This window comes from Fluviibacterium sp. S390 (assembly GCF_049800695.1).
Lineage (GTDB): Bacteria > Pseudomonadota > Alphaproteobacteria > Rhodobacterales > Rhodobacteraceae > Meridianimarinicoccus.
In genome coordinates this window covers 119,026-145,654 of the sequence record NZ_JBNAFN010000008.1, presented here as the reverse complement: position 1 = coordinate 145,654, position 26,629 = coordinate 119,026, and the positions used below count along the sequence as shown (strand labels likewise).

Sequence of the window (26,629 nt, the reverse complement as noted above, 5' to 3'; positions counted from 1 at the left end):
ACGCGACACGGGGGGAAGCCCTTGCACGCGGATGCGGGCCGCCCTATTCCGGTTTCCAGCCAGAATTCCCGGAGGATCCGATGCTCAAGCGCACGTTCGACAAGTCCAAACTTCCCAGCCGTCATGTGACCGAAGGCCCGGCGCGCGCGCCGCACCGGTCATATTACTATGCGATGGGCATGAGCGAGGAGGAAATTCACCAGCCGTTGATCGGTGTGGCCACCTGCTGGAACGAGGCCGCGCCCTGCAACATCAGCCTGAACCGACAGGCCCAGGCCGTGAAGATGGGCGTCAAGGCTGCCGATGGCACTCCGCGCGAATTCACCACCATCACCGTGACCGACGGCATCGCCATGGGGCACGAGGGCATGCGGTCCTCGCTGGCCTCGCGCGAGGCGATTGCCGACACCGTCGAGCTGACCATGCGCGGCCATTGCTACGACGCCATCGTCGGCCTTGCGGGCTGTGACAAGTCGCTGCCGGGCATGATGATGGCCATGGTGCGGCTGAACGTGCCGTCGGTCTTCATCTACGGCGGATCGATCATGCCGGGCCGGTTCAACGGCAAGGATGTGACCGTGCAGGACGTGTTCGAGGCCGTGGGCCGTCACCAGGCCGGGGCCAACTCGGACGAGGAACTGACCGCGCTGGAAAAGGTCGCCTGTCCGTCGGCCGGTGCCTGCGGTGGCCAGTTCACCGCCAACACCATGGCTTGTGTGTCCGAAGCCATCGGCCTTGCCCTGATGAACAGCTCGGGTGCCCCGGCGCCCTATGAGAGCCGCGATCAGTATGCCACCGCCTCGGGCGAAGCGGTCATGAACCTGCTTGAAAAGAGGATCCGCGCCCGCGACGTGGTGACCCGCAAATCGCTGGAAAACGCCGCGCGCGTCGTGGCCTGCACCGGCGGGTCGACCAACGCCGGCCTGCACCTGCCCGCGATTGCCCATGAGGCCGGGATCGACTTCAACCTCGACGATGTTTGCGACATTTTCCGCGACACCCCCTATTTCGTCGATCTCAAGCCCGGCGGTCAGTTTGTGGCCAAGGATCTTTACGAGGCCGGCGGCGTGCCGGTGGTCCTGAAGGAGCTGCGCCGCGCCGGTCTGATCCACGAAGACTGCATGACCGCCTCGGGCCGTGTCATCGGCGAGGAGTTGGACCTGATCGAGGGCGAGGCCGATGGCCGTGTCATCTATCCGGTGGACAAGCCGATCACCCAGACCGGCGGTGTGGTCGGGCTGAAAGGCAACCTGGCCCCCGATGGGGCCATCGTGAAGGTCGCGGGCATGAGCGACGAAGAGCAGGTCTTCACCGGCCCGGCGCGCGTGTTCGAATGCGAGGAAGATGCCTTCGAGGCCGTGAAAGCGCGCCAGTACAAGGAAGGCGAGGTTCTGGTGATCCGCAACGAAGGCCCCGCTGGCGGCCCCGGCATGCGCGAGATGCTGGCCACCACCGCTGCCCTGTCCGGTCAAGGCATGGGCAAGAAGGTGGCGCTGATCACCGATGGCCGGTTCTCGGGCGCGACCCGCGGTTTCTGCGTCGGTCACGTCGGCCCGGAAGCGGCCCATTGCGGTCCCATCGCGCTGTTGCAGGATGGCGACCAGATCACCATCGACGCGATCAAGGGCGAGATCTCGGTTGCACTGACCGACGAGGAACTGGCCGCCCGCAAGGAAGCCTGGACCGGCCCGCGCGACACCATCTATGCCGCCGGTGCGCTGTGGAAATACGCGCAGCTGGTGGGCGCGACCCGTCTGGGCGCGGTCACCCATCCCGGCGCGAAGGAAGAAAAGCACATCTATGCCGATCTTTGATCGCATGAGTGCCAAGGGGGCGGCTGTGGTGGCCGCCTTCGGCGTTCTGGCCCTGTCGGGCTGCGACGCCAACGGCGAATTTGCCGGACGTTCGGCCTTTGGCCACGGCCCGGTGACCGCCCTGCGCGTGGCGCAGAATTCGGTCACGGTGGTCGGCCCGTCGGGCTATTGCATCGACAAGTCCGGCAGCCGCGACCGCGAACGTGGATCTTTCGTGCTGCTGGGCAGCTGCGCCACGCTGAACGGCGAACCCGAAGGGCCCACGGCACCGGGGGTGCTGACCGCGCTGGTCTCGCCGGAAACCGATCAGCCGCAGGCGCCCACCGCCGCCCAGCTGGAACGCTTTTTGCGGTCAACCTCGGGCCGGGCGGCGCTGTCCCATGACAACCGGGCCGACACGGTCACGCTGCTGGATATCCGCCGCGACGGCGATGTGTTGCTGCTGAAGGTGCGTGATCGCAGCACCGGGCGGCCCGATGATTTGCAGGACACCTCGTGGCGGGCGGTTCTGGCGATGAAAAACCGACTGGTGGCCCTGTCGGTGCACTCCCACGAGGCGGTGCCGATGACCGACGCCCAGATGCGCCGGACGCTGGACCGCTTCCTGGCCGCCATGCGCGCCGCCAATGCCGCGCCGGTCTCTGATCAGGACGCCTGAGCGTCCGTGACGCCGCGTTGAGCGTGACAAACCCCGTGCGGGCAGGGAAACCTGTGGCCAGCAACGGGGGAGCCGCGCCAATGACAACCTATCCACATCTTCTGGCACCGCTGGATCTGGGCCATGTAACCCTGCCCAATCGGGTTCTGATGGGATCCATGCACACCGGCCTGGAAGAAACCGGCGACTGGGGCCGGGTGGCCGAGTTTTATGCCGAACGCGCCCGCGGCGGCGTCGGCCTGATGGTCACCGGCGGCATGGCCCCCAATCCCGAAGGCGCGGTTCTGAAAGGCGCGGCGGGGCTGTACCGGCCCGAGGAAATTCCCCATCACCGCATCGTCACCGACCGCGTGCATGACGCGGGCGGCCGCATCGCCATGCAGATCCTGCATGCGGGCCGCTATGCCTATTCCCCCGATTGCGTCGCCCCATCGGCGATCAAATCCCCGATCTCGCCCTTCCCGCCCGCCGAACTGGACGAGGCCGGCATCGAGAAACAGATCGCCGACATCGCCGCCACCGCCGGCCGCGCCCGCGAGGCCGGGTATGACGGGGTCGAGATCATGGGCTCGGAAGGCTATTTTCTGAACCAGTTCCTTGTGCGGCACACCAACCGCCGCACCGATCGCTGGGGCGGGTCGTATGAGAACCGGATGCGTCTGCCGCTGGAGGTCATGCGCCGCACCCGCGCCACCGTGGGGGCCGATTTCATCATCATCTACCGGCTGTCGATGATCGACCTGGTGCCTGATGGCTCCACCTGGGACGACGTCGTCACGCTGGCCCGCGCCATGGAAGAGGCCGGGGCCTCGATCCTCAACACCGGCATCGGCTGGCACGAGGCCCGCATCCCCACGATCGCCACCAGCGTCCCGCGCCGCGCCTTCACCTGGGTGACGAAGAAACTGATGGGCGAGGTCTCGATCCCGGTCATCACTTCGAACCGAATCAACACCCCCGAGGTGGCCGAGGCGGTGCTGGCCGAAGGCTGTGCCGACATGGTGTCGATGGCGCGGCCGTTTCTGGCCGATGCCGATTTCGTTGCCAAGGCCGCACGCGGGGATGCCGCCCGCATCGCCCCCTGCATCGCCTGCAACCAGGCCTGCCTGGATCACACGTTCTCGGGCAAGATCAGCAGTTGCCTTGTCAACCCGCGCGCCTGCCACGAGACCGAGCTGACGCTGCCCCCCACCGTCACCCCGCGCCGTATCGCCGTGGTGGGCGCCGGACCGGCAGGGCTGGCCACCACCATCGCCGCTGCGGGCCGTGGCCATGACGTGACCCTGTTCGACAAGGCCGACCGTATCGGCGGCCAGTTGAACCTGGCCCGCCAGGTGCCGGGGAAAGAGGAATTTCACGGCCTGGTGGACTGGTTCGCCACGGAACTGGCCGCCAGCACCGCGACGCTGCGTCTGAACCACGAAGTGTCCGCCGAAGACCTGACCGGCTTCGATGCAGTGGTGCTGGCGACCGGCGTCCTGCCGCGCGACCCGCAGATCCCGGGCCAGCAGGCGCCGCAGGTGATCGGCTATGCCGACCTGCTGGAAGGTCGTGCGACCGCCGGGCCGCGCGTGGCGGTGATCGGCGCGGGGGGCATCGGCTTCGACGTGGCCGAATACCTGGTCCATCAGGGCCACAGCCCGACCGAGGATCTCGATCTGTGGCTGCGCGAATGGGGCGTCACCGATCCCGGCCTTGCACCAGCGGGCCTTGCGCCCGAAGGCCCCCAGCCCGAACCGCCCGCGCGGCAGGTGACCCTGCTGCAACGCAAGGCGGAAAAACCCGGCAAACGGCTGGGCAAGACCACCGGCTGGATCCACCGGGCGACGCTGAAGATGAAGGGCGTGAACATGCTGGCCGGCGTTACCTATGACCGGATCGACGCCGCCGGGCTGCATATCACCCGCAACGATGTGTCGGAAACCCTGCCCGTGGACACCATCGTGCTCTGCGCCGGTCAGGTGCCCAACCGGTCGCTGGCGGATGCACTGACCGCTGCCGGGACCGAGGTGCATGTCATTGGCGGCGCCGACAAGGCCGCCGAACTGGACGCCAAACGCGCCATCGATCAGGGCACCCGCCTGGCCGCGCAGCTGTAGGACAGGCTGAGGCGCTGCCTGTTCGCGCCTCAAACGATCCCCGTTCGGCGGGAAAACGCGCCACGGGCGCGTTTTCGGTTCCGCCTCACCGTTTCCGGGACGGCGCTCATTCTTCTTGGCGAAAATACTCCGGGGGTGAATGGCCCGGCAGGGCCAGAGGGGGCAGCGCCCCCGCTACTCCGCCGGGGGCCGCAGCACCACCTCGACCCGGCGGTTGGCGGCCCGCCCCTCGGGGGTGGTGTTGGACACACGCGGCGCAAGAAAGCCCGCGCCATGGGTTTCGATCTGGCGCGCCCGCGCGCCCAACTCGCCAGTCAGGATCGCGCCCACTGCCTGCGCCCGTTGCCGCGACAGGCGCTGGTTGGCCTCGGCCGAGCCGGTCCAGTCGCTGTGACCCACCAGCGCCACGCGCCGCGCCGGATCGGCGGCAAGCCAGTCGGCCAGGTCGCGCAGAACCTGCGGGATCTCGGCCTCCATCTCGTTCTTGCCGGCCTCGAACCCCATGCCGTCCAGTGCCGCGTGGCCTTGGGTTTCCAGTCGCAGGCCAATATCGTCCCCCGCGTCCACTGGGGCCGCAACCACTGCGCCGACGGGATCGGGCGCCAACGGATCAACCACCTGCGTTTCCGGTTCCCCGCCCACCAGGGTCAGTTGCAGATAGGCACCGCCGGGCGCGGGGCTGGCGATCAGGCTGGCCAGCGCCACGCCGGTCTCATCTTCCCGCCGCAGCGCCAGATAGGCATAGCGCCCCAGGCTCACGAACATCTCGGGGCTGGGCAGCAGGGGCAGGGCATCGCGGAAATCGAAACCGCCGCAGGTGCGGCTTTCGCAGTCATAGATCACCTCGAACCCGTCCCCGGCCAGCCGCGCCTGCATCTCGGCCAGCAGGCGTGCGGCATCCGCCCCGGCGGGATCGCTGCCGCGCCAGCTGATGCGCTGGCGCGGGGCCACCAGAACCGCCTCCTCGGGTGGCTGGAACGGCGCGGCGGGGCCGATGGCAATGCCGTGGGGGGCGGCGGCGTCGCTGCGGGTGGCCAGTTGCCTGGTGCCGGCAGGCCCCGTCGTCTCGACGGCGGTGGCGGCCCCTGCAACAGCCAGCAGCAGGGCACCTGCCAGGCCCGACGGCCAGCCGGGGTTCATCTGGCGGTGCCGTGGTATTCCGGATTGGGCGCCATCGCCACGGCCGAGGCCATACGGTTGGACATGGCGAAGAACCCCGCGACCGAGGCGATGTCCCAGATGTCACGATCGGTGAAACCGTGGTCGCGCAGGGCCTGCCGGTCGGGCTCTTCGATGGTGCTGCTGGCCTCGGTCACCTTGACGGTGAAATCCAGCATCGCGCGGGTGCGCGGATCCAGATCGGCGGCGCGGTAGTTCATCACCATGGCCTCGCCCAGGGCCGGATCGCCGGACAACTCCCGCACGGCCGCGCCATGGGCCACCTGGCAGTACCAGCAGCGGTTCACGGAGGAGACCACCACCGCGATCATCTCGCGCTCCAGCTTGCTCAGGCCGCTGTTGCCCAGCATCAGATCGTTGTAGAGCGCGGTGAAGGTGGTCAGCTTCTCGATGTCGAAGGCATAGGCCCGCAGCACGTTGGGGACCAGTCCCAGCTTGTCCTCGCACAACTTGAAATAGGCTTCGGTTTCCTCGGGCAGGGGCGAGACTGCGGGCAGGTCTAGGGCGGTGGGGCCGGTCAGGGGCATCGGTTTATTCCTGTGTTCCAATGCGATAGGTGTAGCCGGGCCGCTCTTCCATGCCAAGCCCGCGATAGAAGGCACGCGCCACGGTATTGGCTTGCGTCACCGCCAGCGCCATGTGGTGGGCACCCTGTCCGGCCGCCCAGCGGGCCGCCTGTCCCATCAGCCGTGTTGCCACCCCTTGACCGCGAAACTCTGGCCGGATTTCCAGTGCGTGCACCATCGCCACGCCCCCGTGGCAGGCCACGAAGCCCGCGCCGGCGACCCGGTCGCATTCCCGGCCCATCAGGCTGCGGTGCGGGTCCTTGCAACGGGTCATCACCGCCAGTCGATCGGGACCGATCCCGGCCTCGGCCCAAAGCTCCTGCTGCACCGCAAGCGGCGGCCAGATGTCAAAGGCGGTCAGTCGCGGCACGTCGATGTCGCACAGCGGGGCCAGGTCGCAGGTCATGAACAGGGTCTCGTCCGCCACCGCATAGCCGCGCGCCGCAAGGGCGCGGTCCAGCGCCTCCTGACCGGGGGCCAGCTGGAACAGCGGCGGCTGACCGGCGGCGCGCATCGCAGTCTCGGCCCGATCCAGATCAGCGGGCGTGAAGGTCTCGGTCAACAGCCGCGCCGCGCGCACCCGTTTGCCGCCTCCGGGCGAGAGCTTCAGCAGGAAGGGGCCGTCCGTGCGGCAGGTTGCAGACGGCCATGTCGCGTCCAGAACCTCGGTTAGATGGGTGGTGGACAGGCTCATGCGGTCTCCGTCGGGAACAGCGCGTGCAGGCGGGTCATGGCGGCCCCCAGCCTGGCGGCATCCGTGCTGCGCGCCACGACGTTGGAGCCATAGGCGCCATTGCGGATGAACGGGTAGGAGCCGAAACTGACATCGTCGAATTCTGCGGCCAGGTCCGCCAGCGGCCCGGCGATATCGCCTTCGCCGCGATGCACGGTCAGCGACTGGCTGAGCATCTGCGGCCCGCCGGTGATCGTCGGCAGGACCGAGGCCACCATGGCCTGAAACACCGACGGCACCCCGGCCATCACATGCACGTTTTCCAGGGTGAACCCCGGCGCGGTGCTGACCGGATTGTCGATCAGGGTTGCGCCATCGGGAATGCGCGCCATGCGCAGACGGGCGGCGTTCAATTCCGATCCCTGGCGGTCGTAATGGGCCTGCAACAGGGCGCGGGCATCGTCGCGCACGTCCAGATGCGCGCCAAAGGCGGCGGCCACCGCATCGGCGGTGATGTCGTCATGGGTCGGCCCGATCCCGCCCGAGGTGAACAGGTGGTCGTAGCGCGCCGACAACTCGCGGATCGCCGCGACGATGACGTCGTGCGCGTCGCTGACCACGCGGACCTCGGCCAGCGGCACGCCGTGGCGGGTCAATTCGTTGGCGAGGTAATGCATGTTGCTGTCACGGGTGCGACCGGACAGGATCTCGTCGCCGATGACCAGCATCGCGGCCTGCGGTTGTGCCTTTGGGTCAGCCATGTCGGGTCTCCTTGCCGGACTGTTAATGGGGGTATAGGTCAGGCCCATGCGCTTTCAAACCCCACTGGTGCCCGGCCGCCTGATCCGCCGCTACAAACGCTTTCTGGCCGATGTCGAACTGGACAGCGGAGAAGTGATCACGGCCCATTGCGCCAACCCCGGCGCGATGCTGGGGCTGAAGGACGAAGGCCTGCGGGTCTGGCTGGAGCCCAACGACGACCCCAAGCGCAAGCTGAAATACGGCTGGCGACTGGCGGAACTGCCGGGGGGCCATTGGGCGGGCATCGACACTGCGGTGCCCAACCGCGTGGTGAGAGAGGCGCTGCTGGCCCGCGCCGTACCCGCGCTGGCGGCCTATGGCACCGTCCGGCCCGAGGTCAAATACGGCCAGAAAAGCCGCGTCGACTTCTTGCTGAGCGAGCCCGGGCTTCCAGATGCCTATGTCGAGGTCAAGAACGTGCACCTGCGCCGCGACGGCGACTGGGCCGAGTTTCCCGACAGCGTCACCACGCGGGGCGCACGGCATTTGCAGGAACTGTCCGACATGGTGGCGCAGGGGCATCGCGCGGTGATGCTATATGTGGTGCAGCGCACCGATTGTACGCGCTTCCGGCTGGCGGGGGACATCGATCCGGCCTATGCGGCGGCGTTTGATCGCGCGATTGCCGCCGGAGTTGAGATGATGTGTCACGGATGTACCATTTCGCAGGATGGGGTTATTCTGGCGGAAAACCTGCCCATTCCTGCCGCTACGGCAGAAGTGATCTGACCACCACTGGCATCCGCAGCGCCGCTGTATTACATGAATGCCAAATTTTTATCGCCCGGGAGAGACGTTTTTGGACGATCGCAGCCAGGGCCGTCTGACGAAAGACGGCATCAGGATCTATGAACCGGCGGACTTTGCCGGGATGCACAAGGCGGGCCGTCTGGCCGCCGAAATCCTCGACATGGTCGGGCCCATGGTCGTGCCGGGCGCCACCACGGCGGCGCTGGACGCGGCCATCGAGAAGGCGGTCGAGGATGCGGGCGCAAAGTCGGCCACCATCGGCTATCGCGGCTACCAGCATGCCTCGTGCATCTCGGTGAACCATGTGGTCTGCCACGGCATTCCCGGCGCCAAGGTGCTGAAGGATGGCGATATCCTGAACATCGACGTGACCGTCATCGTCGATGGCTGGTTCGGCGACACCAGCCGCATGTATGTGGCCGGCAAGCTGCCCCGCAAGGCCGAGCGGCTGATCCAGGTGACCCATGACGCGCTGTTCAAGGGCATCGAGGCGGTCAAGCCCGGCAACACCTTTGGTGACATCGGCCATGCCATCCAGGCCTATGTCGAGGCGCATCGCATGTCGGTGGTGCGCGACTTCTGCGGCCACGGCCTTGGCCGGGTGTTCCACGCGCCGCCCAACGTGCTGCACTATGGCCGTGCGGGCACCGGGCCGAAACTGGAAGAGGGCATGTTCTTCACCATCGAGCCGATGGTGAACCTGGGCCGTCCCGAAACCAAGGTGCTGGCCGACGACTGGACGGCGGTGACCCGCGACAAGTCCCTGTCGGCGCAGTTCGAGCATTCGATCGGCGTCACCGCCGAGGGCTGCGAGATCTTCACCCTGTCGCCCGCCGACCTGTTCTTCCCGCCTCAGGGCTGAGCCCCGCCGCGATCCCGACCCATCGGTGCCTTGGTGGCGCGGTCTGATCCGCGCGCGGCACGGCTTTCCACAGGAGACTTCGTCTTGACCCTTTCGCTTCGTCGCATCGCCCTGCCGCTGGTCCTTTCGGCGTTGGCCGGGATGGCCTCCGCCCAGGAGGTTACCCTGCGGTTCCAGCATTTCGTGTCGCCCAATTCGGCCAACCCGAAGTATTTCATCGGGCCGTGGGCGGAAAAGGTAGAGCGGGAGTCCGGCGGCCGGATCAAGGTCGAGATCTATCCCTTCATGCAGTTGGGCGGCAAACCCACCGCGCAATACGATCTGATCCGTGACGGCGCCATCGACGGCGGCTGGGTGATCCCCAGTTACCAGCCCGGCCGTTTCCCCGAGGCCGAGGCGCTGGAACTGCCGTTCATGACCTCAAAATCCGCCGAGGAATCAAGCCAGGCGGCCTGGGAGTTCACCCAGAAGCACCTGATGGACGATTTCGCCGATGTGCATGTGATCGTGGCGCATCTGCACGGGCGCGGGATTTTGCACACCAAGGGCGCGCCGGTGGAAACCGTCGCCGATCTGGACGGGTTGCGTATGCGCGGCCCGTCGCGCCCGGCCACGGCGCTGCTGAAGGAAGCCGGGGCCACCCCGGTCGGAATGCCGGTACCGGCCTTCCCCGAGGCGCTGGCCAAGGGCGTGGTCGATGGCGGGGTGATCCCGTGGGAGATCGCGCCCTCGCTGAAGCTGGACGAGCTGACCGACAGCCATACCGACGTGGCGGGTGACCAATCGCTGTATAACCTCTATTTCATCTGGGCGATGAACAAGGCTAGGTACGAAAGCCTGCCCGAAGATCTGAAAGCCGTGATCGACGCCAACTCGGGCGCCATGGCGGCGGCCTGGGCTGGACGCGCCCATGACCAGGGCGATGCCGAGGGCGAAGATGTGATCCGATCCGCCGGCCACACCATGGTGGTTCTGGACGAGGCCGAGACAGACAAGCTGCGCACCGTGGGCGCGGCCGTGACCGCCGGCTGGATCGAGGAAATGACCGCCAAGGGGCTGGATGGCGCCGGTCTTGTCGAAGATGTCCGCACGATGATGGGCACCTATTCGGGCACCGCCGGCGCGGGCAACTGAGGGCGGTTCCGGGCGCGCTGCGCCCGGGATTTTCTGCCTCCGACGGGAGTATTTTGACAAGAGTGAGCGCCGTCTTGCAATCGATCCGGGGGATCGATTGAGGTGCGAACGGGCGGAGCCCCAGCCGACCGGCACTTGCTCCGGCGGAGCTTCAAGCCGTGGGTCGGTCGGGCGGCAGGTCGCACCGACGCCTTCGGCCCGGCTCACCCCAGCGTCAGCAGCGTGACCTGCGTGTCGCCAAAGCGGCGCTGTGTTTCGACGGTGAACCCTTCGGGGGCGTCGTGGGGGGTGTTGTCCTCCCATAGGATCATGGCCTTGGGCGCGATCCAGCCGCTGGCGCGGGCGCTGGCCAGCGCCTGTTCGCCCAGCCCCTTGCCATACGGCGGATCGAGAAAGACAAGATCAGCGGGCGTGCCGGAACAGGGCGGCAGCCGCGTGGCATCCGCGCCCAGCAGGGTGCAGCGCGCCGCGCTGCGGGTCAGGGCGATGTTCTGACGGATCAGGGATTGCGATTTGCGGCCCTTTTCCACGAAAGTGGCGGTTGCCGCCCCCCGTGACAGGGCCTCAAGCCCCAGTGCGCCGGTTCCGGCAAACAGGTCGAGGACGTGCAGATCGTCGAAATCGCCCAGCCGGCTGGTCAGCATCGAGAACAGGCTTTCGCGCACCCGGTCGGGCGTGGGGCGCAGGTGGGCACCGGGATCGCCCTTGCCCAGAGCGGCCAGGCGCAGGCCGCGAAACTCTCCGGCGATGATGCGCATGGCTCAGCCCAGCAGCGATTTGAGATCGGTTGCCGGGTCGGCGACGGCGGCAGGATCGGCGCTTTGCCCGGCATCCACCAGCCGCTTGCCGATCATATAGGCGCGAGGGTCGTTCATGGCGTCCACCGCCAGAAGCTGATCGCCCGCGAAATACCAGTGCGAGATCGCGCCGTCGCGGGTGCCGGGACGGGTGACGATGCGGTCATAACCGGTGTTCAGCCCGGCGATCTGCAGTTTCACATCATATTGATCCGACCAGAACCACGGCTTGGGGATGTAATCGGCGCCCTGATCCAGCATGTCGCGGGCGGCGGCCTCGGCCTGATCGATGGCGTTCTGCACGCTTTCCAGCCGGATGCGCCCGCCGCGATAGGGGAAGGAGGCGCAGTCGCCCGCCGCCCAGATGCCGGGTTCGGTCGTGCGGGCGCGGGCGTTGACCGCGATGCCGTTGTCCAGCACCAGCCCCGCGCCTTCGGCCAGCGCGGTTTCGGGGCGCACGCCGATGCCGACGATCACCAGATCGACTTCCAGGGTGGTGCCATCGGACAGTTCCGCCGCGGTGACGGTGCCATCGGGGCCGGTCAGGCGGACAAGGCTGGTGCCTTCGCGCAGATCGACGCCTTCGGCCCGGTGGCGGGCAGCGAACCACTGGGCGGTTTGCGGGCAGGCGACGCGGCCAAGGATGCGGTCGGCGGCTTCGACCAGCGTGACGTCCATGCCGGATTTGCGGGCCACGGCGGCAGCCTCCAGCCCGATGTAGCCGCCGCCAACCACCAGCGCGCGGGCGCCGGGTTTCAGGTGGGGGGCGATGGCATCGGCATCGGCCAGATCGCGCATGGTAAACACCCCGTCCAGATCGCCGCCGATGGCGGCGGGCAGGCGCAGGGGTGCCGCGCCCAGGGTCAGGGCCAGCTTGTCATAGGCCAGGGTCTCGCCGCCCTTCAGGGCCAGCTTGCGGGCGCCGGGGTCGATACCGATGACGCGGGTGCCGGTGCGCAGGGTGACGTTCAGATCCGCCCAGGCCTCGGCCGGTTTCAGGTACAGCCGGTCCAGCGGCATCTCGCCCAGCAGATAGGCCTTGGACAGGGGCGGTCGCTGATAGGGCGGCACGGGTTCCTGCCCGATCAGGGTCACCGGCCCGTCGTGGCCCGCACCGCGCAGCGCCAATGCCAGCGAAGCCCCGGCCTGACCGGCCCCGATGATGACAATTGAGGTGTCCATGCTGCTCTCCGCTGGTTTGGCCCGCTGGCTGCACTATAGTCGCCACACCTGCAAGTGAAACACGAAGCGAGGACACCCATGCCGATTTCCCAAGGCGACACCCTGCCCGAAGCCACCCTGATGCGTCTTGGGGCCGAGGGTCCCGAAACCGTCGAACTGAGCAGCCTGACCAAGGGCCGCAAGATCGTGCTGGCGGGCCTGCCCGGTGCCTATACCGGCCCCTGCACCGAGGCCCATATCCCCAGCTATATCCGCACCATCGGCGATCTGAAGGCCAAGGGTATCGATGATATTGTTTGCGTGATCGTCAACGATCCCTTCGTTGCCAAGGTCTGGGGCGACACCACCGGCGCGACCAAGGCCGGGATTCGCATCCTGTGCGACCCGGAATGCACCTTCATCCATGCGCTGGGGCTGGAGTTCACCGCCCCGGCCATCGGTCTGATCGACCGGTCGCAGCGATTCGCCATGATCGTCGATGACGGCAAGGTCAGCCTGCTGAACGTCGAGCCCGACGGCGGCGTCTGCAACGTCTCGGCGGGCGAAACCCTGCTGGACGTTCTGTAAAACCGATCTGGCGGGTCAGAGGCTGTCCATCTTGCCCGCCAGCACCACATCCAGCGCCGACAGACCGCCCGCATCATGGGTGGTCAGGGTGACGGTGACGGTGCGATAGACATTGTGCCATTCGGGGTGGTGGTTCATCGCCTCGGCCACAAGGGCCGCGCGGGTCATCCAGCCGAACGCCTCGATGAAATCGGCGAACCTGTAAGTCTTGGTGATGGCGTCGCGCCCGTCCACAAGGTCCCATCCGGTGGCGAACAGCGGCTCCAGCGCACTGCGGTCGGTCAGTTTGTCTTGCATGTCTTCTCCTGTCACGGATCGACCGAGGGGTCGGATTTCCTGAACGGGCCATAGGCGGTGAGAACCTCGATCTCTTCCTCGACCGCAGCGCCTTCGGCCTCCAGATAGCGGGCGATGGCCTTGGCAAAGCCGGGATCGCCGACCCAGTGCAGCGAATGGCACGTCACCGGCAGATAGCCGCGCGCCAGCTTGTGCTGGCCCTGCGCGCCGGCCTCGACCCGCGCCAGACCGTGGGTGATGGCGAAGTCGATGGCCTGATAGTAGCACAGCTCGAAATGCAGGCAGGGGTGATCTTCCAATGCGCCCCAGTAGCGGCCGAACAGCGCGTCACGGCCGATGAAATTCAGCGCGCCGGCGACGGGGCGGTCGTCGCGCAGAGCCAGCACCAGCAGCATGTCGTCGCGCAGGCTTTCCTGGGCGCAGTCGAAGAAGGCGCGGGTCAGATAGGGGGTGCCCCATTTGCGCGCCCCGGTGTCCTGATAGAATCGCCAGAACCAGTCCCAGTGTTCGGGCTCGATGTCCTTCCCGGTCAGGGCGACGATCTGGCCGCCGAAGCCCTGGGCGGTGGCGCGCTCCTTGCGGATGTTCTTGCGCTTGCGCGAGGACAGGCTGGCCAGGAAGGCGTCGAAATCCGCGTAGCCGTCGTTGAGCCAGTGAAACTGCTGACTGCGCCGCCGCATCAGGCCCATTTGCGCGCCGGCTTCGGCCTCGGCCTCGGTGCAAAAGGTGATGTGGACCGAGGAGACCTCGTTGTTGGCGGCCAGTTGCACGGCGCCCTGCACCAATGCGGCCTGTCCCAACTCGGTGAAGGCGGGGTGGGCCAGAAGGCGGCGACCGGTGGCCGGGGTGAAGGGCACCGCGATCTGCAGCTTGGGATAATAGGCGCCGCCCGCGTTTTCATAGGCGTGCGCCCAATTGTGGTCGAAGATGTATTCGCCCTGGCTGTGCCCCTTGACGTAAAGCGGGGCCACGGCGATCACCTGCCCGTTGTGGTGCACCGCCAGATGGCGCGGCTCCCACCCGGTGCCACGCCCGACCGAACCGCTGTCTTCCAGTGCCTTGAGAAACCGATGCGTGGTGAACGGATCGAGCGGGCGTGCGCCATCGGCGGCCTCGGGGCAGGCGCAGGCATCCCACTCCGCTTGCGGGATCTCGTCAATCGACAGGTGGACAGTGACTTCGGTGGGGCTGTGCTTCATCGGGCAACCTGTGGCGGGCTCGCCCTGAACCTGACACTGCCAGCGCCAAGGTCAAGGCATGGCCCGTACACGGGCGCGCGATCAGGAGATCTGAAAGACGCCGTCGATTTCGACCGCCACGCCAAAAGGCAGTTGCGCCACGCCGACGGCAGAGCGCGCATGTTTGCCCGCGTCACCCAGCACCTCGCCCAACAGGTTCGAGGCGCCGTTGACCACCGCCGGCTGGTCGGTGAAATCGGAGGTCGAATTGACGAAAGCGTTCAGCTTGACCACCCGCAGCAGCCGCGACAGGTCGCCGTCGCAGGCGGCCCTGACCTGCGCCAGCAGGCTGAGCGCGCAGCGTGCGGCAGCCTTCTGGCCGGCCTCCACATCCAGATCCTTGCCCAACTGGCCCACTATCAGCCCCTCGGCGTTCGCGGACACCTGTCCGGACACATGCAGCAGATCGCCGGTGCGGACGAAGGGCACATAGGCGGCCAACGGGGCGGGCGCATCGGGCAGCGTCAGGCCAAGGGCGGCAAGGCGGGATTCGATCGGGTTGGTCATGGGTCTTTTTCCTGTTGGTCGGGCCGCGATCAGCTTTCGCGGAAGGCTTTGACGAAATAATCGGCCAGCGGTTTCACCAGATAGGCCATAGGCGTGCGATCGTCGGTGCGCAGGAAGGCTTCGACCGGCATGCCGGGCAGCAGGGTGATGCCTTCGGGCAGCTTGTCGATCTCGCCTTCCAGCAGTTCCAGTTCGGCCAGGTAGAAGCTGAAACCGGTGGACTGGTCGGTGAAGGCATCCGCCGAAATCTGGGTGACGCGGCCGGTCAGTTCCGGCGTGGTGCGGCTGTCCAGCGCCGAGAAGCGCAGCGTGACCTCCTGACCGGGAAAGACCTGGTCGATGTGGATCGGCTCCACCCGCGTCTGGATCACCAGCGGGCGATCCTGCGGGATGATGTAGAGCACCGGGTCGGCAGGGCGGATGACCGAGCGTTCGGCAAAGACCTGCAGGTCATAGACGATGCCGGCAACCGGGGCGCGGATGTCCAGCCGTGACAGCCGGTCCAGAAGGGCGCGGCGCTGTTCGGCCAGTTCGGCCTCGCGGCTCTGGATGTCGCGCAGGCGCGAGATGGCTTCCTCGCGGCGGGTGTTCTCAAGGCCAAGGATCTGGATGTCGATCTCGGTGATGCGGCCCTCGGCCTCGGCCTTCGAGGCCTGCAATTCGCCCAGCGTGCCGCTGAGACTGGATTCCTCGCGCAGAAGCGCCAGCAAACGCGGTTTCTGGGCCAGGCCGCCGGCCAGCAGGGTTTCGGCGTCGGCGACCTCTTCCTTCATCAGTTCCAACTGGCGGGCCAGGGCGTCCTGCTGCGCCTCGATCCCTTCGATCTGGCTGCTGATCTGGCTGCGCCGCTTGCCAAGCTGTTCGACTTCACGGGCCAGCGACTGGGTGCGCGCCTCGAACAGGCGCTGCTGGCCGCGCATCAGGCTGGCCACTTCGGGACGGGTGGCCGCGACCTGCAACAGAATCGGGTCGTAGGAGATCGCGTTCAGTCCGTCCTGCTCGGCCTCAAGCCTTCCGCGCCGGGCCATGAGTTCGTAAAGCTGGCCTTCGACGATGGACAGTTCCGAAGCCAGGATGCTGTCGTCGAGATGGATGAGTATATCGCCCGAGGCCACCCGGTCGCCCTCGTCCACAAGGATCTCGTCCACAATGCCGCCATCCAGGTGCTGCACGACCTGACGGTTCTGATCGACCTCGATCCGGCCGCTGGCGATGATCGCCCCGGCAATCTCGGTAAAGACGGCCCAACCGCCGAAGCCGCCGACAAGCACGATCAGCACAAGGATGCCCAGCGTCAGGGGCCGCCGCGCCGACCATGCTGCCGAGGTATCGGCGGGGGGCAGTTGCGGGGCCGCCGGGGCGGTGGTCGCCAGAGCGCCATTGCCCTTGGTGGGATCGGGTTTGGGTGTCGGGGCTTGACGCGGTGGCGGGGTGCCGGCGGTCTTGAGTTGCGCTTCCATCACCTTCTTGGCCAGTTCCGGTGGCATGGCGGCACTGGCCTTGCGGGCAAGGGTCGTGGCCTTGTCGCCCTTGGGTTGGGCGCTGGCCTTGTCGCCCGTTGGTTGGGCGCTGGCAGGGTCGCCCGCTGGCCGGGCGCTGGCCGGGTCGCCCGCTGGTTGGGCGCTGGCAGGGTCGCCCTTGGGTTGGGTGTCCGCGGCGTTGTCTGTCGATTGGGCATCGTCTGCCGTGGCCGGCGTGGCGGGCTTTGATGCGTCGGTTGCCGGGGTTCCCGCCGCAGCGGTGGCCTTGGGATCTACGGGCTTGGGGGTCTGGTCGTCGGTGCTCATGTGATGCCTCCCTGGCCTTGTGAGGCTTTGATCTCATTGGCGTTCTTGACCATCTTGCTCAGCACCTCGTCGCGCGGGCCGGTGGCGCGCACGATGCCGCCATCCAGAACCAGCAGCAGGTCGCATTCCTGAATCGCCGCCGGACGGTGCGCCATGATGAGCACCGCCTTGCCTTCGCGCTTCATCCGCCGGATCGCCTCGTTCAGGGCAATGGAACCTTCGTTGTCGAGGTTCGAGTTCGGCTCGTCCAGCACCAGGATCACCGGATCGCCATAGAGTGCGCGGGCCAGCCCGACGCGCTGGATCTGGCCGCCGGACAGGTGGCCGCCATCCATCGCCAGATAGGTGTCATAGCCGTTGGGCAGGTTCAGGATCATCTCGTGGGCCGCGGCTTCCTTGGCGGCAGCAACGATGTCGGCGTCGCGGGCGTTGGGATCAAGACGGGCGATGTTCTCGGCCACGGTGCCGTCGAACAACTGCACCTTCTGGGGCAGATAGCCGATGTAGCGGCCCAGCAGGTCGGGTTCGTATTGATCCAGCGTGGCACCATCAAGACGGACGGTGCCGCCCGCCGGACGCCAGGCGCCGGTCAGCACCTTGGCCAGCGTAGATTTGCCAGCGCCCGACGGGCCGATCACGCCCATGGCCTGCCCCGGATCCAGCCGGAACGAGACCATGCGCAGCGTTGCCTGCTGTTCGCCCGGCGGCAGGGCGGTGACCTGGCTGACCTCAAGATGCGCCTTGGGGGCGGGCAGTTGGGTCAGCGGCGGTTTCGGCGGGTGCTCGGTCAGCAGGCGCGCAAGGTTGTTCCACGCGCGCGAGGCCGATTGTACCAGCGCCCATTGGCTGACCGCGATCTCGATCGGGGCCAGCGCCCGGCCCATCAGGATCGAGGCGGCGATCATCGCGCCCGGCGTCACCAGGTTCTGCAGCACCAGATAGGCGCCCAGACCCAGCATTGCCGATTGCAGGAACAGCCGGAAGGTCTTGGTGGCCGCCGCGAAGGAACCCTGTGCATCACTGGCTGTCACCGAAAGCCCCAGCGACCTGTTGCGGATCGCCTGCCAGCGGGTGAACGCCGAATTGCGCATGCCGAGGCTTTGCACCATCTCGGCCTCGGTCTTGAGCCGTTCGGACATGCGGTCGGCCTCGGCCGAGGCCACATGTGATTCGACCACCGGGCGGCGGGTCATCGCCTGGTTCATCACCGTGATCGCCACCAGAATCAGCCCGCCCCCGATGGCCAGCATCCCCAGCCACGGGTGGAAAATGAAGATGCCGAACAGGAAGACAGGGGTGAAGGGCACGTCGAACATGGCGCTCAGCACTGGCGAGGACAGGAACTTCTGCACCGTCTCAAGGTCGCGCACCCCGGCGGCGGCGGCGCTGCGGTTGGATTTTGCGGCGTCGTCGATGGCTGCCGTGAACACCCGGCGATCCAGTTTGGCCTGGAACCGCGCGCCGATCCGGGTCAGCACCCGCCCGCGCACGTAGTCCAGCAGACCCATCATCAGGTAAAGAAAGGCCACCAGCGCAGCCAGCGCCACCAGCGTCGCCTCGGACCGACTGCCCAGCACCCGGTCATAGACCTGCAGCATGAACAGCGGCCCGGTCAGCATCAGCAGGTTCACGAAGGTCGAAAAGACGGCGACGAACCAGAACAATCCGCGGTTTTCGGCCCGCGCGGCGCGAAGCTCGTTTCGGCCCGCCTGGTCAGTTTTCTGCATGGATTGTTCCTCTGGATGCGGTCTGCGAGGCCACGATAGCGTGTCGCGCCGGAAATACCTCTGGCGGAAAACCCTCACGGCCTCGCGAGGTGGTGGCATCTTCTTTCCGGGTCTACTATGTGTGGTCGCGTGCTTACAAGAGGGTGATCCCCCCAGTGCAACACGTACGCAAGTGGTCGGCCATTGCTCGCCGACATGTCATCAAAGCCCTTGTTTTACCGGTGTTTCTGGCCGGTTGCGCGACATCTGGTCCCGAGGGCTCTGTCGTCGACGACCCCTATGAGAACGTGAATCGCAAGGTCCACGAGTTCAACAAGGACTTCGACACGGTGCTGTTTCGCCCGTTCTCGCAGGCGTATGGCGTGTTGCCGCGCTATCTGCGGACGCGGGTGAACAATGTTCGGGCCAATCTGGAGCTGCCCGGCGACATCGTCAACGATGCCCTGCAGGCCAAGCCCGAGGATTTCGGCCACAACCTGTTCCGGTTCCTGGTCAATACCACCGTGGGCGTGTTCGGCATCTTCGACGCCGCCGGCGCCTGGGGGATGGAGCGCCGGTCAACCGACTTTGGCGAGACCCTGTTCGTCTGGGGCGTCGAGGAAGGGGCCTATGTCGAGGTGCCGTTCTTCGGTCCCTATACCCAGCGATCCCTCACCGGCGAGGTCGTGGACCTGTTCCTGAACCCGTTGACCTTCGTTGGACTGACGCCGCCCGAGAGCTACATTCCGCCTACAACCTATGTGCTTGAGAAATCCGACTACCGGTACGAGTTCTCGAGCACGGTGGACGAAGTTCTGTACGATAGCGCCGACAGCTATCTGCAGACCCGCCAGATCTATCTTGATACCCGCCGATTCGAGCTGGGGGATACCCCGGACGACGGCGGTGTCATCGACCCCTATGAGGAGCTCTTCAGTGAATGATATTGCCCTGACCCGCCGCCATCTTCTGGCCGCGCTGGCCGCCACGGCCGTGCTGCCGTCTGCCGCCTTCGCCGCGACCAGCCCGGCCGCTGCCGAAGCCATGGTCAACAAGATGGTTGCCGAAGTGCAGAAGGCGATCAACTCGGGCCAGTCCGAATCGCGGATGATCAAGGACTTCGAGGCCCTGTTCAAACGCTATGCCGATGTGCCCACCATTGCCCGCTTCTCGCTGGGCGTCGCCGCCCGCTCGGCCAGCAGTTCCGAGCTGAGGGCCTATACCAATGCCTTCACCGGCTATTTCTCCCGCAAGTACGGACGCCGGTTCAACGAGTTCAAGGGCGGCACGGTGAAGGTCGTGCGCGCCCGCGCCGACAAGAAGGTGACGGTGGTGGATGCGGTGGCCAAAGTGCCCGGGCATTCGGATGTGAAGGTGGAATTCCACGTCTCGGACGGGTCCGGGTCGGACAAGGTGTTCAACGTGATCATCGAAGGCATCAACATGCTGACCACCGAACGTACCGAGATCGGCGCATTGCTGGACAAGTCCGGCGGCTCGATCTCGAGGCTGACGCAGACCCTGAAGAACACCTGATACGAAAAAGGGCGGCCCCGGAGGCCGCCCTTTTTCTGTCGTGATTTCGCGATCTAGCCGCCGAAGATCGATCGCAGCACATTGTTGATGGCGCGTTCGGTGTTGCGCACGGCATTGTCGACATTGTTGCTCAGACCCTGCGCCGACTGTCCCACGTTCTTGGTCGGGCTGCCGCCGCTGCCGCTGCCGCTGCCGCTGTCGCCGGCCATCTGGCCGGGGCGGACGCCGGCGGGGATCTCCATCGGCAGTTGCGAGATCGGCACGCCTTCGTGCACCCGCACCATGGTCTCGCGCCAGATTTCGGCCGGAAGCCCGCCGCCGGTGACACCGCTGAGCGGCGTGTTGTCGTCGTAGCCCATCCAGACACCGGCCACGTAGTCGCCGGTGAAGCCGATGAACCACGCATCCCGCGCGGCCTGCGTGGTGCCGGTCTTGCCCGCCGCCGGACGATCGCCCAGCTTGGCGCGCTGGCCGGTCCCGTTTTCGATGACCTGGTTCATCATGTAGACAAGCTGCCGCGCGGCTTGTGGCGCGATCACCCGCTCGCCGATGCCGCCTTCCTGCCCGAACAATGGCTGGCTGTCGCCCAGCAGGCGCAATTCGGTCAGCCCGTAGGGCGTCACCGACGAGCCGCCGTTCAGGATGCCCGAATAGGCCGCCGTCATTTGCAGCAGCGTCGCCTCGGACACGCCCAGGGCCAGCGCCGGACCGGCGGCCAGATCGCTGCTCAGGCCGAAATCGGCGGCGATGCGGCGCACGTTCTCGCGGCCCATTTCCTCGGACACCTTCACGGCGGGGATGTTGTAGCTGTGTGCCAGCGCCTGCGTCAGCGTCACCTTGCCATGATACTTGCGATCATAGTTCTTGGGGGACCATGCGCCGGACCCGGGCACGTTGATGGTCAGCGGTTCATCCACCACCTGCGCGTTGGGGGTGAAGCCCCAGTCAAGGGCCGCGGCATAGACGAAGGGCTTGAACGCCGATCCGGTCTGGCGCAGCGCCTGCGTCGCGCGGTTGAAGGCGCCCGAAACCTTGGTCTTACGGCCGCCGACCATGGCGCGCACGGCGCCGTCGGCATCCATCACCACGATGGCCGCCTGCGCCTTGGAGCCTTCGCGGACCTTGTTTTCGAACACCCATTGCAGCGCCTCTTCCGCGGCCCGTTGCAGGCGCGCATCGAAGGTGGTGCGGATCAACACATCTTCGGTGGTTTGCGAGCTGAGGAAGGACGGCGTGCTTTCCATCACCCAGTCCGCGAAATAGCCGCCCGCGCGGGCCTCGGCGGCCTCGGACAGGGTGGCGGGATTGGCGACGGCCAGCGCGGCCTCGGTCGCGGTCAGATAGTCTTCTTCCTCCATCAGGCCGATGATGATGTTGGCCCGATCCTGCGACCGCTGCAGGTCGGCGGTCGGCGCATAGCGCGTGGGCGCTTTCAGCAGACCGGCCAGCATCGCGGCCTCGGCCGGGTTCACCTCGGCAGCGGATTTGCCGAAATAGCGCTGGCTGGCGGCCTGGAAACCGCGCGCCCCGGCACCCAGGTAGGCCCGGTTCATATAGATCGTGAGGATTTCGTCCTTGGTATAGCGCGCTTCCAGCGCCATCGCGTACAGCGCCTCGCGGATCTTGCGACCCATCGAGCTGCGGCGGCAGTCGGCCTCATAGGCGGCTTCGTCGTTCTTCCATTCGTCGGGCTTGTAGGGCCGGCCAAGACACAACAGCTTGGCGGTCTGCTGGGTGATGGTCGAGCCGCCGTGCCCCTCAAGCGCGCCGCGCCCTTCGCGCAGGTTGATGGCGATGGCACCGGCCACGCCGCGCGGGCTGACCCCGAAATGGCGGTAGAACCGGCGATCCTCGGTGGCGATGATCGAATGTTTCAGATGCGGTGACACGGTGTCGGCGGTGATGACACCGCCGAACTGGTCACCGCGCCATGCGTAGACCTCGCCGTAGCGGTCCATCATGGTGACCGACCCGCGCGCACGGCCATCGACCATTTCCGAGGCATCGGGCAGCGTGGCATAGATCGACCCCACGGCCAGCGCCAGAATCAGCCCCATGACCAGCCCGAACCGCCAGCCGATGCGCCAGAACAGGCGCAGGATCCAGCTGATGATACGCCGGAAGAATCCGATGATACCGCCGCCGCCGCCGCGACCGCCCCGGCGTTGCTTGCGCGCCGCCGGTTTCGCCTTGCGCCGCTTCGCGGGCGCCGCCTTGCCTTTTTTCGCCGGTGCCGGGCGTTTCTTGGCGGTGGTGCCCGCATAGCGCTGATCGGCCCGCAGAATGCGCGGGGATTTCTGGGATCTGCTCATCTTGCGCCCTTCTTGGGGGTTCTGCCTTGCCGCAGTGTACCTCGGTTTGACGGTCATGTGGACCCGTTCCCCCTGTTGCGCAAGATTCTCGAGTGCCCAAAATTTCATCATGGCGCACAAATTGTGCAAAATTTGGGCGTTTGTCGGCCGAGCTGCCGCATTTCCAAGGCCGGTTTTCTTGAGGCCGCCCGTGTTTTGCGGCGTCAGTGCCTGTGTGAATTCTGGCGGGCCAGGCCCGCTGCAAGGAAGGGAAAGAACGTGAAACTGATCATTGCAGCAATCAAGCCGTTCAAGCTGGAGGAGGTTCGCGAAGCTCTGACCTCGATCGGCGTCCGCGGCATGATGGTGAACGAGATCAAGGGCTTCGGGTCGCAGTCCGGCCACACCGAGATCTACCGGGGGGCTGAATACGCCGTGAACTTCGTGCCGAAGGTCAAGCTGGAAATCGTCGTCAGCGCGGCGATGGCAGACCAGGTGGTCGACACCATCCAATCCACAGCCAGGACCGACAAGATCGGCGACGGCAAGATTTTCGTCCTCGACGTGGCCCAGGCCGTTCGCGTCCGCACGGGCGAAACCAATGAAGACGCCCTCTAAGCCAGCGCGACCGTAAAGGGGAATCCTTGAAATGAAACTGACCAACACTCTCATGCTGGCCGCGGCTGCGGCGGCGATGCCGGTCCTCGGCTTCGCGCAGGAGGCCGACGTGCCCACTGCCGTGCCGACGGACACCGTCTTTATCCTCAACTCGCTGTTGTTCCTGATCGGCGGCTTCATGGTGTTCTTCATGGCAGCAGGGTTCTGCATGCTGGAAGCCGGCCTGGTGCGCGGCAAGAACGTGACCATGCAGCTGACCAAGAATGTCGTGCTGTTCTCGCTGGCGTCGATCTTCTACTACCTGATCGGCTATAACCTGATGTACCCGCTGGGGGATTGGGCCATCGAAGGCATCCTTTCGGGCCTGTTCCCGTCGGTGGGTGTCCTGGAAGCAGTGGGCGTGACCGCCGAAACTGCAGACGACTATTCCTATGCCGCGACCGGGTCGGACTTCTTCTTCCAGCTGATGTTCTGCGCCGCGACAGCCTCGATCGTGTCGGGGGCCGTGGCCGAGCGCATCAAGCTGTGGCCGTTCCTGATCTTCACCATTGTGCTGACTTCGGTCATCTACCCGCTGCAGGCATCGTGGAGCTGGGGCGGCGGCTTCCTGTCGGAAGCAGGTTTCTCGGACTTCGCGGGTTCGTCGATCGTGCACTCGGTGGGTGGCTGGGCCGCCCTGACCGGGGCCTTGATCCTGGGGCCGCGCATCGGCAAGTACAAGGACGGCGCCGTGCATCCGATGCCGGGGTCGAACCTGCCGCTGGCCACGCTGGGCACGTTCATCCTGTGGCTGGGCTGGTTCGGCTTCAATGGCGGCTCGCAGCTGGCCATGGGCTCGATCGGAGACGTCGCGGACATTTCGCGGATCTTTTCGAACACCAACGCCGCCGCAGCCGGTGGCGCCGTGGCCGCGATGATCGCCTCGCAGATGATGTTCCGCAAGCCGGACCTCACCATGGTGCTGAACGGGGCGCTGGCCGGCCTCGTGTCGATCACCGCCGAGCCGCTGGCACCCACGCTGGGGCTGGCCACCATCATCGGTGCCGTCGGTGGCGTGATCGTGGTCTTCACGGTTCCGATGCTGGACAGGCTGAAGATCGACGACGTGGTCGGTGCGATCCCGGTGCACCTGATCTGCGGCATCTGGGGCACCCTGGCCGTGGTTCTGTCGAACGGTGACGCAGCCCTGGGTACCCAGCTTTACGGCATCGCCACCATCGGCATCTTCACCGTGGTCGCCTCGGCCGTGGTCTGGTTCATCCTGGCGGCTGTCATGGGCATCCGCGTCAGCGAAGAAGAAGAGATCAACGGTCTCGACATGGCGGAGCTGGGCATGGAAGCCTATCCGGAATTCGGCAAGGGCTGATCGCCCACCTCCGAACCCGAGGTTTGATCCGGGCGCTGCGGCGCCCGGATTTTTCATGCCGGTGACGATTCTGGCAACGGTGTCGGTGGCTGCCCGGATCAGCGGCGGCGCGGCTTGCGGGCGCGGTGCGGTTTGGGGCCGGGTTTGCGTGCCGGGGCTGCCACCTGAAGTTCGCGCCATTGACCCGGTGCCAGCCCGTCCAGCGACCAGTCTCCGATTTTCCAGCGGATCAGCCGCAGGGTGGGGTGGCCCACGGCGGCGGTCATCCGGCGCACTTGCCGATTGCGGCCTTCGCGGATGATCAGTTCGATCCAGCGGTCGGGCACGGATTTGCGCACCCGGATCGGCGGATCGCGGTCCCACAGGTTTGATGGGAGCGGGATCAGCCGGGCCTGCGCGGGCAGGGTGGGGCCGTCTTTCAGGTCCACGCCTTCGCACAGGGCCGCGATGGCTGCTGGGTCGGGGGCGCCCTCGACCTGCACCAGATAGGTTTTGGGCATCTTGTGCCTGGGATGGGCGATCTGCGCCTGCAGGCCGCCGTCATCGGTCAGCAGCAGCAAGCCTTCGCTGTCACGGTCCAGCCGTCCGGCGGCATAGACGCCAGGCAGGTCGATGTGGTCGGAGAGGGTTTGCCGGGGACTGTCGCCGCTGCCGGTGTCGGTGAATTGCGACAGAACCCCGAAGGGCTTGTTGAACAGAATCAACCGGGCCATGGCCGCGCTCAGGCGGTGCCGACCTCCAGGTCGCCATACATGCCCCATTCGGCCCAGGAGCCGTCATAGAGCGAATGATCCGATTTCCCCAGCCGCTCCATCGCCAGGTTCAGGACCGAGGCGGTGATGCCGGACCCGCACGAGGTGATCGCCGGTTTCGACAGGTCGATCCCGGCGGCTTCGAACGCGGCTTTCAGACCGGCGGCATCCTTCATGGTGCCATCGGCGTTCAGCAGGGTTCCAAAGGGCAGGTTCTTGGACCCCGGAATATGGCCCGCGCGCAGGCCGGGGCGGGGTTCGTCCACCTGTCCGGCGAAACGGTCCGGGGACCGCGCGTCGATGATCTCGTGATCGCCCAGTTTCGAAGCCGCCGCCACCTGTGTGACATCGCGGATCAGACTGGCCTGGCGGCGCACGGTCATGTGACGATCGCGGATCATTGGCGGCAGGTCTTCCAACTCGCGGCCTTCGGCGATCCACTTGGGCAGGCCGCCGTCCAGAACCGCGACGTCTGTCTTGCCCATCAGCCGGAACAGCCACCAGACTCGGGCGGCCGAGAACAGGCCGGCCCCGTCATAGATCACCACCTGATGGCCGTCGCCGACGCCCATCTTGCGCAGGCGGGACATGAATTTTTCCACCGGCGGCGCCATGTGCGGCAGGTCCGAGCGTTGATCCGAGATCTCTTCGATGTCGAAGAATCGCGCACTGGGGATGTGGCCGGCCTCGTATTCGGCGCGCGGGTCGCGATTCTCGGCGGGCATGTACCACGAGGCGTCCAGAATCCGCAGGTCCGGGTCGCGCAGGTGGGATGCCAACCAGTCGGTCGAAACGAGGGTCTTGGGATCAGAATTCGGCATGAAAGGCTCTCGGTTACCGGTGTAAACTTATTGCTAGACGGCCCTTGTGCGGGGCGCAAGCCCGTGCCCGCGCCGTTGCGTCAACTGGCCCGTCGCGGCGGGCGGGTCAGGTGTCGTGGCGCAACAGGCGCTGTTTCTGGCGTTGCCAGTCGCGTTTGGCCTCGGTGGCGCGTTTGTCGTGTGTTTTCTTGCCCTTGGCGATGCCGATCTTCAGCTTCACGAAGCCCTTGTGATTGAAGTACAGCACCAGCGGCACAAGGGTCATGCCCTCGCGCTGGGTGGCTGACCACAGCCGCGACATCTCGCGCTTGTTGACCAGCAGCTTGCGGCGGCGGCGTTCTTCATGGCCCCAGGTCTTGGCCTGCGCGTAGGGCGCGATATAGCCGTTGACCAGCCACAGTTCGCCGTTTTCGACGGCGGCATAGCTGTCGGCGATATTGGCGCCGCCCTGGCGCAGGGATTTCACCTCGGAGCCCTGCAGCACGATCCCGCATTCGAGGTCATCCTCGATGGCGTAATCATAACGGGCCCGCCGGTTCTCGGCGATCACCTTGTAGTTGGGGTTGGTTTTATCTTTGGCCATGGTCGTGGGGATATAGGCGCTTTGACGGCGCGCGCCAAGCGCCGA

General features: G+C 66.4%; 26 protein-coding genes. 11 read left to right on the top strand and 15 right to left on the bottom strand.

What is annotated here, in order from left to right:
* The first annotated feature begins 80 nt into the window (after nucleotides 1–80).
* From ilvD to ACP15K_RS08980, 3 genes are all read left to right on the top strand, one after another.
* Nucleotides 81–1,814 carry a dihydroxy-acid dehydratase gene (gene ilvD / locus ACP15K_RS08990; protein ID WP_424990331.1) on the top strand — a complete coding sequence of 578 codons (1,734 nt, stop codon included), beginning with the start codon at nucleotides 81–83 and terminating at the stop codon, nucleotides 1,812–1,814.
* Nucleotides 1,801–2,472: a hypothetical protein gene (locus ACP15K_RS08985; protein WP_424990330.1), complete on the top strand. Its 672-nt coding sequence runs from the start codon at nucleotides 1,801–1,803 to the stop codon at nucleotides 2,470–2,472. The genes ilvD and ACP15K_RS08985 overlap by 14 nt, the downstream gene beginning before the upstream one ends.
* An 80-nt stretch (nucleotides 2,473–2,552) precedes the next feature.
* Complete coding sequence (locus ACP15K_RS08980) at nucleotides 2,553–4,571, top strand: FAD-dependent oxidoreductase (RefSeq protein WP_424990329.1); 2,019 nt, start codon at nucleotides 2,553–2,555, stop codon at nucleotides 4,569–4,571.
* Nucleotides 4,572–4,745: 174 nt separating this feature from the next.
* On the opposite strand, the gene ACP15K_RS08975 is transcribed toward ACP15K_RS08980, so the two are convergent.
* From ACP15K_RS08975 to ACP15K_RS08960, 4 genes are read right to left on the bottom strand one after another with little or no spacing between them, the layout of a single operon-like run.
* Complete coding sequence (locus ACP15K_RS08975) at nucleotides 4,746–5,711, bottom strand: OmpA family protein (RefSeq protein WP_424990328.1); 966 nt, start codon at nucleotides 5,709–5,711, stop codon at nucleotides 4,746–4,748.
* Nucleotides 5,708–6,277: a peroxidase-related enzyme gene (locus tag ACP15K_RS08970; protein WP_424990327.1), complete on the bottom strand. Its 570-nt coding sequence runs from the start codon at nucleotides 6,275–6,277 to the stop codon at nucleotides 5,708–5,710. The genes ACP15K_RS08975 and ACP15K_RS08970 overlap by 4 nt, the downstream gene beginning before the upstream one ends.
* A 4-nt stretch (nucleotides 6,278–6,281) precedes the next feature.
* Nucleotides 6,282–7,010 (bottom strand): GNAT family N-acetyltransferase, encoded by a 729-nt coding sequence (locus tag ACP15K_RS08965; protein WP_424990326.1) that lies wholly within the window; start codon nucleotides 7,008–7,010, stop codon nucleotides 6,282–6,284.
* Nucleotides 7,007–7,750 (bottom strand): competence/damage-inducible protein A, encoded by a 744-nt coding sequence (locus ACP15K_RS08960; RefSeq protein ID WP_193140039.1) that lies wholly within the window; start codon nucleotides 7,748–7,750, stop codon nucleotides 7,007–7,009. The genes ACP15K_RS08965 and ACP15K_RS08960 overlap by 4 nt, the downstream gene beginning before the upstream one ends.
* Before the next feature lie 46 nt (nucleotides 7,751–7,796).
* Between ACP15K_RS08960 and sfsA the strand changes: the two genes are divergently transcribed.
* The 3 genes from sfsA (at nucleotide 7,797) to ACP15K_RS08945 (ending at nucleotide 10,536) form a co-directional block, all read left to right on the top strand.
* On the top strand, nucleotides 7,797–8,519 hold the full coding sequence (gene sfsA, locus ACP15K_RS08955; RefSeq protein WP_424990325.1) for a DNA/RNA nuclease SfsA: 723 nt from the start codon (nucleotides 7,797–7,799) through the stop codon (nucleotides 8,517–8,519).
* A 70-nt stretch (nucleotides 8,520–8,589) separates the two neighbouring features.
* Nucleotides 8,590–9,402, top strand: a complete 813-nt coding sequence (map, locus tag ACP15K_RS08950) for a type I methionyl aminopeptidase (RefSeq protein ID WP_394355440.1) — start codon at nucleotides 8,590–8,592, stop codon at nucleotides 9,400–9,402.
* A 141-nt stretch (nucleotides 9,403–9,543) separates the two neighbouring features.
* Entirely contained in the window at nucleotides 9,544–10,536 is a 993-nt protein-coding gene (locus tag ACP15K_RS08945) for a TRAP transporter substrate-binding protein (protein ID WP_193140147.1), read from the top strand.
* Nucleotides 10,537–10,739: 203 nt separating this feature from the next.
* On the opposite strand, the gene rsmD is transcribed toward ACP15K_RS08945, so the two are convergent.
* Complete coding sequence (gene rsmD, locus ACP15K_RS08940) at nucleotides 10,740–11,294, bottom strand: 16S rRNA (guanine(966)-N(2))-methyltransferase RsmD (RefSeq protein ID WP_424990324.1); 555 nt, start codon at nucleotides 11,292–11,294, stop codon at nucleotides 10,740–10,742.
* Between the two features lie 3 nt (nucleotides 11,295–11,297).
* Nucleotides 11,298–12,515 (bottom strand): NAD(P)/FAD-dependent oxidoreductase, encoded by a 1,218-nt coding sequence (locus tag ACP15K_RS08935; RefSeq protein WP_424990323.1) that lies wholly within the window; start codon nucleotides 12,513–12,515, stop codon nucleotides 11,298–11,300.
* A 78-nt stretch (nucleotides 12,516–12,593) separates the two neighbouring features.
* On the opposite strand from ACP15K_RS08935, the gene ACP15K_RS08930 reads away from it, so the two are divergent.
* Nucleotides 12,594–13,082, top strand: a complete 489-nt coding sequence (locus ACP15K_RS08930; RefSeq protein WP_193140029.1) for a peroxiredoxin — start codon at nucleotides 12,594–12,596, stop codon at nucleotides 13,080–13,082.
* Between the two features lie 15 nt (nucleotides 13,083–13,097).
* On the opposite strand, the gene ACP15K_RS08925 is transcribed toward ACP15K_RS08930, so the two are convergent.
* The 5 genes from ACP15K_RS08925 to ACP15K_RS08905 form a co-directional block, all read right to left on the bottom strand.
* Nucleotides 13,098–13,379 carry a 4a-hydroxytetrahydrobiopterin dehydratase gene (locus tag ACP15K_RS08925; RefSeq protein WP_193140028.1) on the bottom strand — a complete coding sequence of 94 codons (282 nt, stop codon included), beginning with the start codon at nucleotides 13,377–13,379 and terminating at the stop codon, nucleotides 13,098–13,100.
* Between the two features lie 11 nt (nucleotides 13,380–13,390).
* Nucleotides 13,391–14,578 (bottom strand): GNAT family N-acetyltransferase, encoded by a 1,188-nt coding sequence (locus ACP15K_RS08920; protein ID WP_193140026.1) that lies wholly within the window; start codon nucleotides 14,576–14,578, stop codon nucleotides 13,391–13,393.
* Between the two features lie 81 nt (nucleotides 14,579–14,659).
* On the bottom strand, nucleotides 14,660–15,124 hold the full coding sequence (locus tag ACP15K_RS08915) for a RidA family protein (RefSeq protein WP_424990322.1): 465 nt from the start codon (nucleotides 15,122–15,124) through the stop codon (nucleotides 14,660–14,662).
* Nucleotides 15,125–15,153: 29 nt separating this feature from the next.
* Nucleotides 15,154–16,584 carry an HlyD family type I secretion periplasmic adaptor subunit gene (locus tag ACP15K_RS08910; protein WP_193140145.1) on the bottom strand — a complete coding sequence of 477 codons (1,431 nt, stop codon included), beginning with the start codon at nucleotides 16,582–16,584 and terminating at the stop codon, nucleotides 15,154–15,156.
* A gap of 323 nt (nucleotides 16,585–16,907) precedes the next feature.
* Nucleotides 16,908–18,638, bottom strand: coding sequence for a type I secretion system permease/ATPase (locus tag ACP15K_RS08905; RefSeq protein WP_193140022.1), 1,731 nt, complete (start codon nucleotides 18,636–18,638; stop codon nucleotides 16,908–16,910).
* A 155-nt stretch (nucleotides 18,639–18,793) separates the two neighbouring features.
* Here ACP15K_RS08905 and ACP15K_RS08900 point away from each other — a divergent pair, with 155 nt between their 5' ends.
* On the top strand, nucleotides 18,794–19,561 hold the full coding sequence (locus ACP15K_RS08900; protein ID WP_424990321.1) for an MlaA family lipoprotein: 768 nt from the start codon (nucleotides 18,794–18,796) through the stop codon (nucleotides 19,559–19,561).
* Nucleotides 19,554–20,153, top strand: a complete 600-nt coding sequence (locus tag ACP15K_RS08895; RefSeq protein WP_424990320.1) for an MlaC/ttg2D family ABC transporter substrate-binding protein — start codon at nucleotides 19,554–19,556, stop codon at nucleotides 20,151–20,153. The genes ACP15K_RS08900 and ACP15K_RS08895 overlap by 8 nt, the downstream gene beginning before the upstream one ends.
* Nucleotides 20,154–20,206: 53 nt before the next feature.
* Here ACP15K_RS08895 and ACP15K_RS08890 read toward each other — a convergent pair whose 3' ends face one another.
* Complete coding sequence (locus ACP15K_RS08890) at nucleotides 20,207–22,465, bottom strand: transglycosylase domain-containing protein (RefSeq protein ID WP_424990319.1); 2,259 nt, start codon at nucleotides 22,463–22,465, stop codon at nucleotides 20,207–20,209.
* Nucleotides 22,466–22,723: 258 nt separating this feature from the next.
* Between ACP15K_RS08890 and ACP15K_RS08885 the strand changes: the two genes are divergently transcribed.
* Both ACP15K_RS08885 and ACP15K_RS08880 read left to right on the top strand, forming a co-directional pair.
* Nucleotides 22,724–23,062 carry a P-II family nitrogen regulator gene (locus ACP15K_RS08885; RefSeq protein ID WP_193140016.1) on the top strand — a complete coding sequence of 113 codons (339 nt, stop codon included), beginning with the start codon at nucleotides 22,724–22,726 and terminating at the stop codon, nucleotides 23,060–23,062.
* Nucleotides 23,063–23,093: 31 nt separating this feature from the next.
* On the top strand, nucleotides 23,094–24,428 hold the full coding sequence (locus ACP15K_RS08880; RefSeq protein WP_193140015.1) for an ammonium transporter: 1,335 nt from the start codon (nucleotides 23,094–23,096) through the stop codon (nucleotides 24,426–24,428).
* A 98-nt stretch (nucleotides 24,429–24,526) separates the two neighbouring features.
* On the opposite strand, the gene ACP15K_RS08875 is transcribed toward ACP15K_RS08880, so the two are convergent.
* From ACP15K_RS08875 to smpB, 3 genes are all read right to left on the bottom strand, one after another.
* Entirely contained in the window at nucleotides 24,527–25,141 is a 615-nt protein-coding gene (locus ACP15K_RS08875) for a pseudouridine synthase (RefSeq protein ID WP_424990318.1), read from the bottom strand.
* Between the two features lie 8 nt (nucleotides 25,142–25,149).
* Nucleotides 25,150–26,001 carry a 3-mercaptopyruvate sulfurtransferase gene (gene sseA / locus ACP15K_RS08870; RefSeq protein ID WP_424990317.1) on the bottom strand — a complete coding sequence of 284 codons (852 nt, stop codon included), beginning with the start codon at nucleotides 25,999–26,001 and terminating at the stop codon, nucleotides 25,150–25,152.
* A 106-nt stretch (nucleotides 26,002–26,107) separates the two neighbouring features.
* Nucleotides 26,108–26,584, bottom strand: a complete 477-nt coding sequence (gene smpB, locus ACP15K_RS08865; protein WP_193140012.1) for an SsrA-binding protein SmpB — start codon at nucleotides 26,582–26,584, stop codon at nucleotides 26,108–26,110.
* Nucleotides 26,585–26,629 lie beyond the last annotated feature (45 nt).

What these genes read in the sequence shown, in the direction of transcription:
- ilvD (WP_424990331.1), top strand. Translation starts at nt 81, where the DNA reads ATGCTCAAGCGCACGTTCGACAAGTCCAAACTTCCCAGCCGTCATGTG.
- ACP15K_RS08985 (WP_424990330.1), top strand. Translation starts at nt 1,801, where the DNA reads ATGCCGATCTTTGATCGCATGAGTGCCAAGGGGGCGGCTGTGGTGGCC.
- ACP15K_RS08980 (WP_424990329.1), top strand. Translation starts at nt 2,553, where the DNA reads ATGACAACCTATCCACATCTTCTGGCACCGCTGGATCTGGGCCATGTA.
- ACP15K_RS08975 (WP_424990328.1), bottom strand. Translation starts at nt 5,711, where the DNA reads ATGAACCCCGGCTGGCCGTCGGGCCTGGCAGGTGCCCTGCTGCTGGCT.
- ACP15K_RS08970 (WP_424990327.1), bottom strand. Translation starts at nt 6,277, where the DNA reads ATGCCCCTGACCGGCCCCACCGCCCTAGACCTGCCCGCAGTCTCGCCC.
- ACP15K_RS08965 (WP_424990326.1), bottom strand. Translation starts at nt 7,010, where the DNA reads ATGAGCCTGTCCACCACCCATCTAACCGAGGTTCTGGACGCGACATGG.
- ACP15K_RS08960 (WP_193140039.1), bottom strand. Translation starts at nt 7,750, where the DNA reads ATGGCTGACCCAAAGGCACAACCGCAGGCCGCGATGCTGGTCATCGGC.
- sfsA (WP_424990325.1), top strand. Translation starts at nt 7,797, where the DNA reads ATGCGCTTTCAAACCCCACTGGTGCCCGGCCGCCTGATCCGCCGCTAC.
- ACP15K_RS08945 (WP_193140147.1), top strand. Translation starts at nt 9,544, where the DNA reads ATGGCCTCCGCCCAGGAGGTTACCCTGCGGTTCCAGCATTTCGTGTCG.
- rsmD (WP_424990324.1), bottom strand. Translation starts at nt 11,294, where the DNA reads ATGCGCATCATCGCCGGAGAGTTTCGCGGCCTGCGCCTGGCCGCTCTG.
- ACP15K_RS08935 (WP_424990323.1), bottom strand. Translation starts at nt 12,515, where the DNA reads ATGGACACCTCAATTGTCATCATCGGGGCCGGTCAGGCCGGGGCTTCG.
- ACP15K_RS08930 (WP_193140029.1), top strand. Translation starts at nt 12,594, where the DNA reads ATGCCGATTTCCCAAGGCGACACCCTGCCCGAAGCCACCCTGATGCGT.
- ACP15K_RS08925 (WP_193140028.1), bottom strand. Translation starts at nt 13,379, where the DNA reads ATGCAAGACAAACTGACCGACCGCAGTGCGCTGGAGCCGCTGTTCGCC.
- ACP15K_RS08920 (WP_193140026.1), bottom strand. Translation starts at nt 14,578, where the DNA reads ATGAAGCACAGCCCCACCGAAGTCACTGTCCACCTGTCGATTGACGAG.
- ACP15K_RS08915 (WP_424990322.1), bottom strand. Translation starts at nt 15,124, where the DNA reads ATGACCAACCCGATCGAATCCCGCCTTGCCGCCCTTGGCCTGACGCTG.
- ACP15K_RS08910 (WP_193140145.1), bottom strand. Translation starts at nt 16,584, where the DNA reads ATGGAAGCGCAACTCAAGACCGCCGGCACCCCGCCACCGCGTCAAGCC.
- ACP15K_RS08905 (WP_193140022.1), bottom strand. Translation starts at nt 18,638, where the DNA reads ATGCAGAAAACTGACCAGGCGGGCCGAAACGAGCTTCGCGCCGCGCGG.
- ACP15K_RS08890 (WP_424990319.1), bottom strand. Translation starts at nt 22,465, where the DNA reads ATGAGCAGATCCCAGAAATCCCCGCGCATTCTGCGGGCCGATCAGCGC.
- ACP15K_RS08880 (WP_193140015.1), top strand. Translation starts at nt 23,094, where the DNA reads ATGAAACTGACCAACACTCTCATGCTGGCCGCGGCTGCGGCGGCGATG.
- ACP15K_RS08875 (WP_424990318.1), bottom strand. Translation starts at nt 25,141, where the DNA reads ATGGCCCGGTTGATTCTGTTCAACAAGCCCTTCGGGGTTCTGTCGCAA.
- sseA (WP_424990317.1), bottom strand. Translation starts at nt 26,001, where the DNA reads ATGCCGAATTCTGATCCCAAGACCCTCGTTTCGACCGACTGGTTGGCA.
- smpB (WP_193140012.1), bottom strand. Translation starts at nt 26,584, where the DNA reads ATGGCCAAAGATAAAACCAACCCCAACTACAAGGTGATCGCCGAGAAC.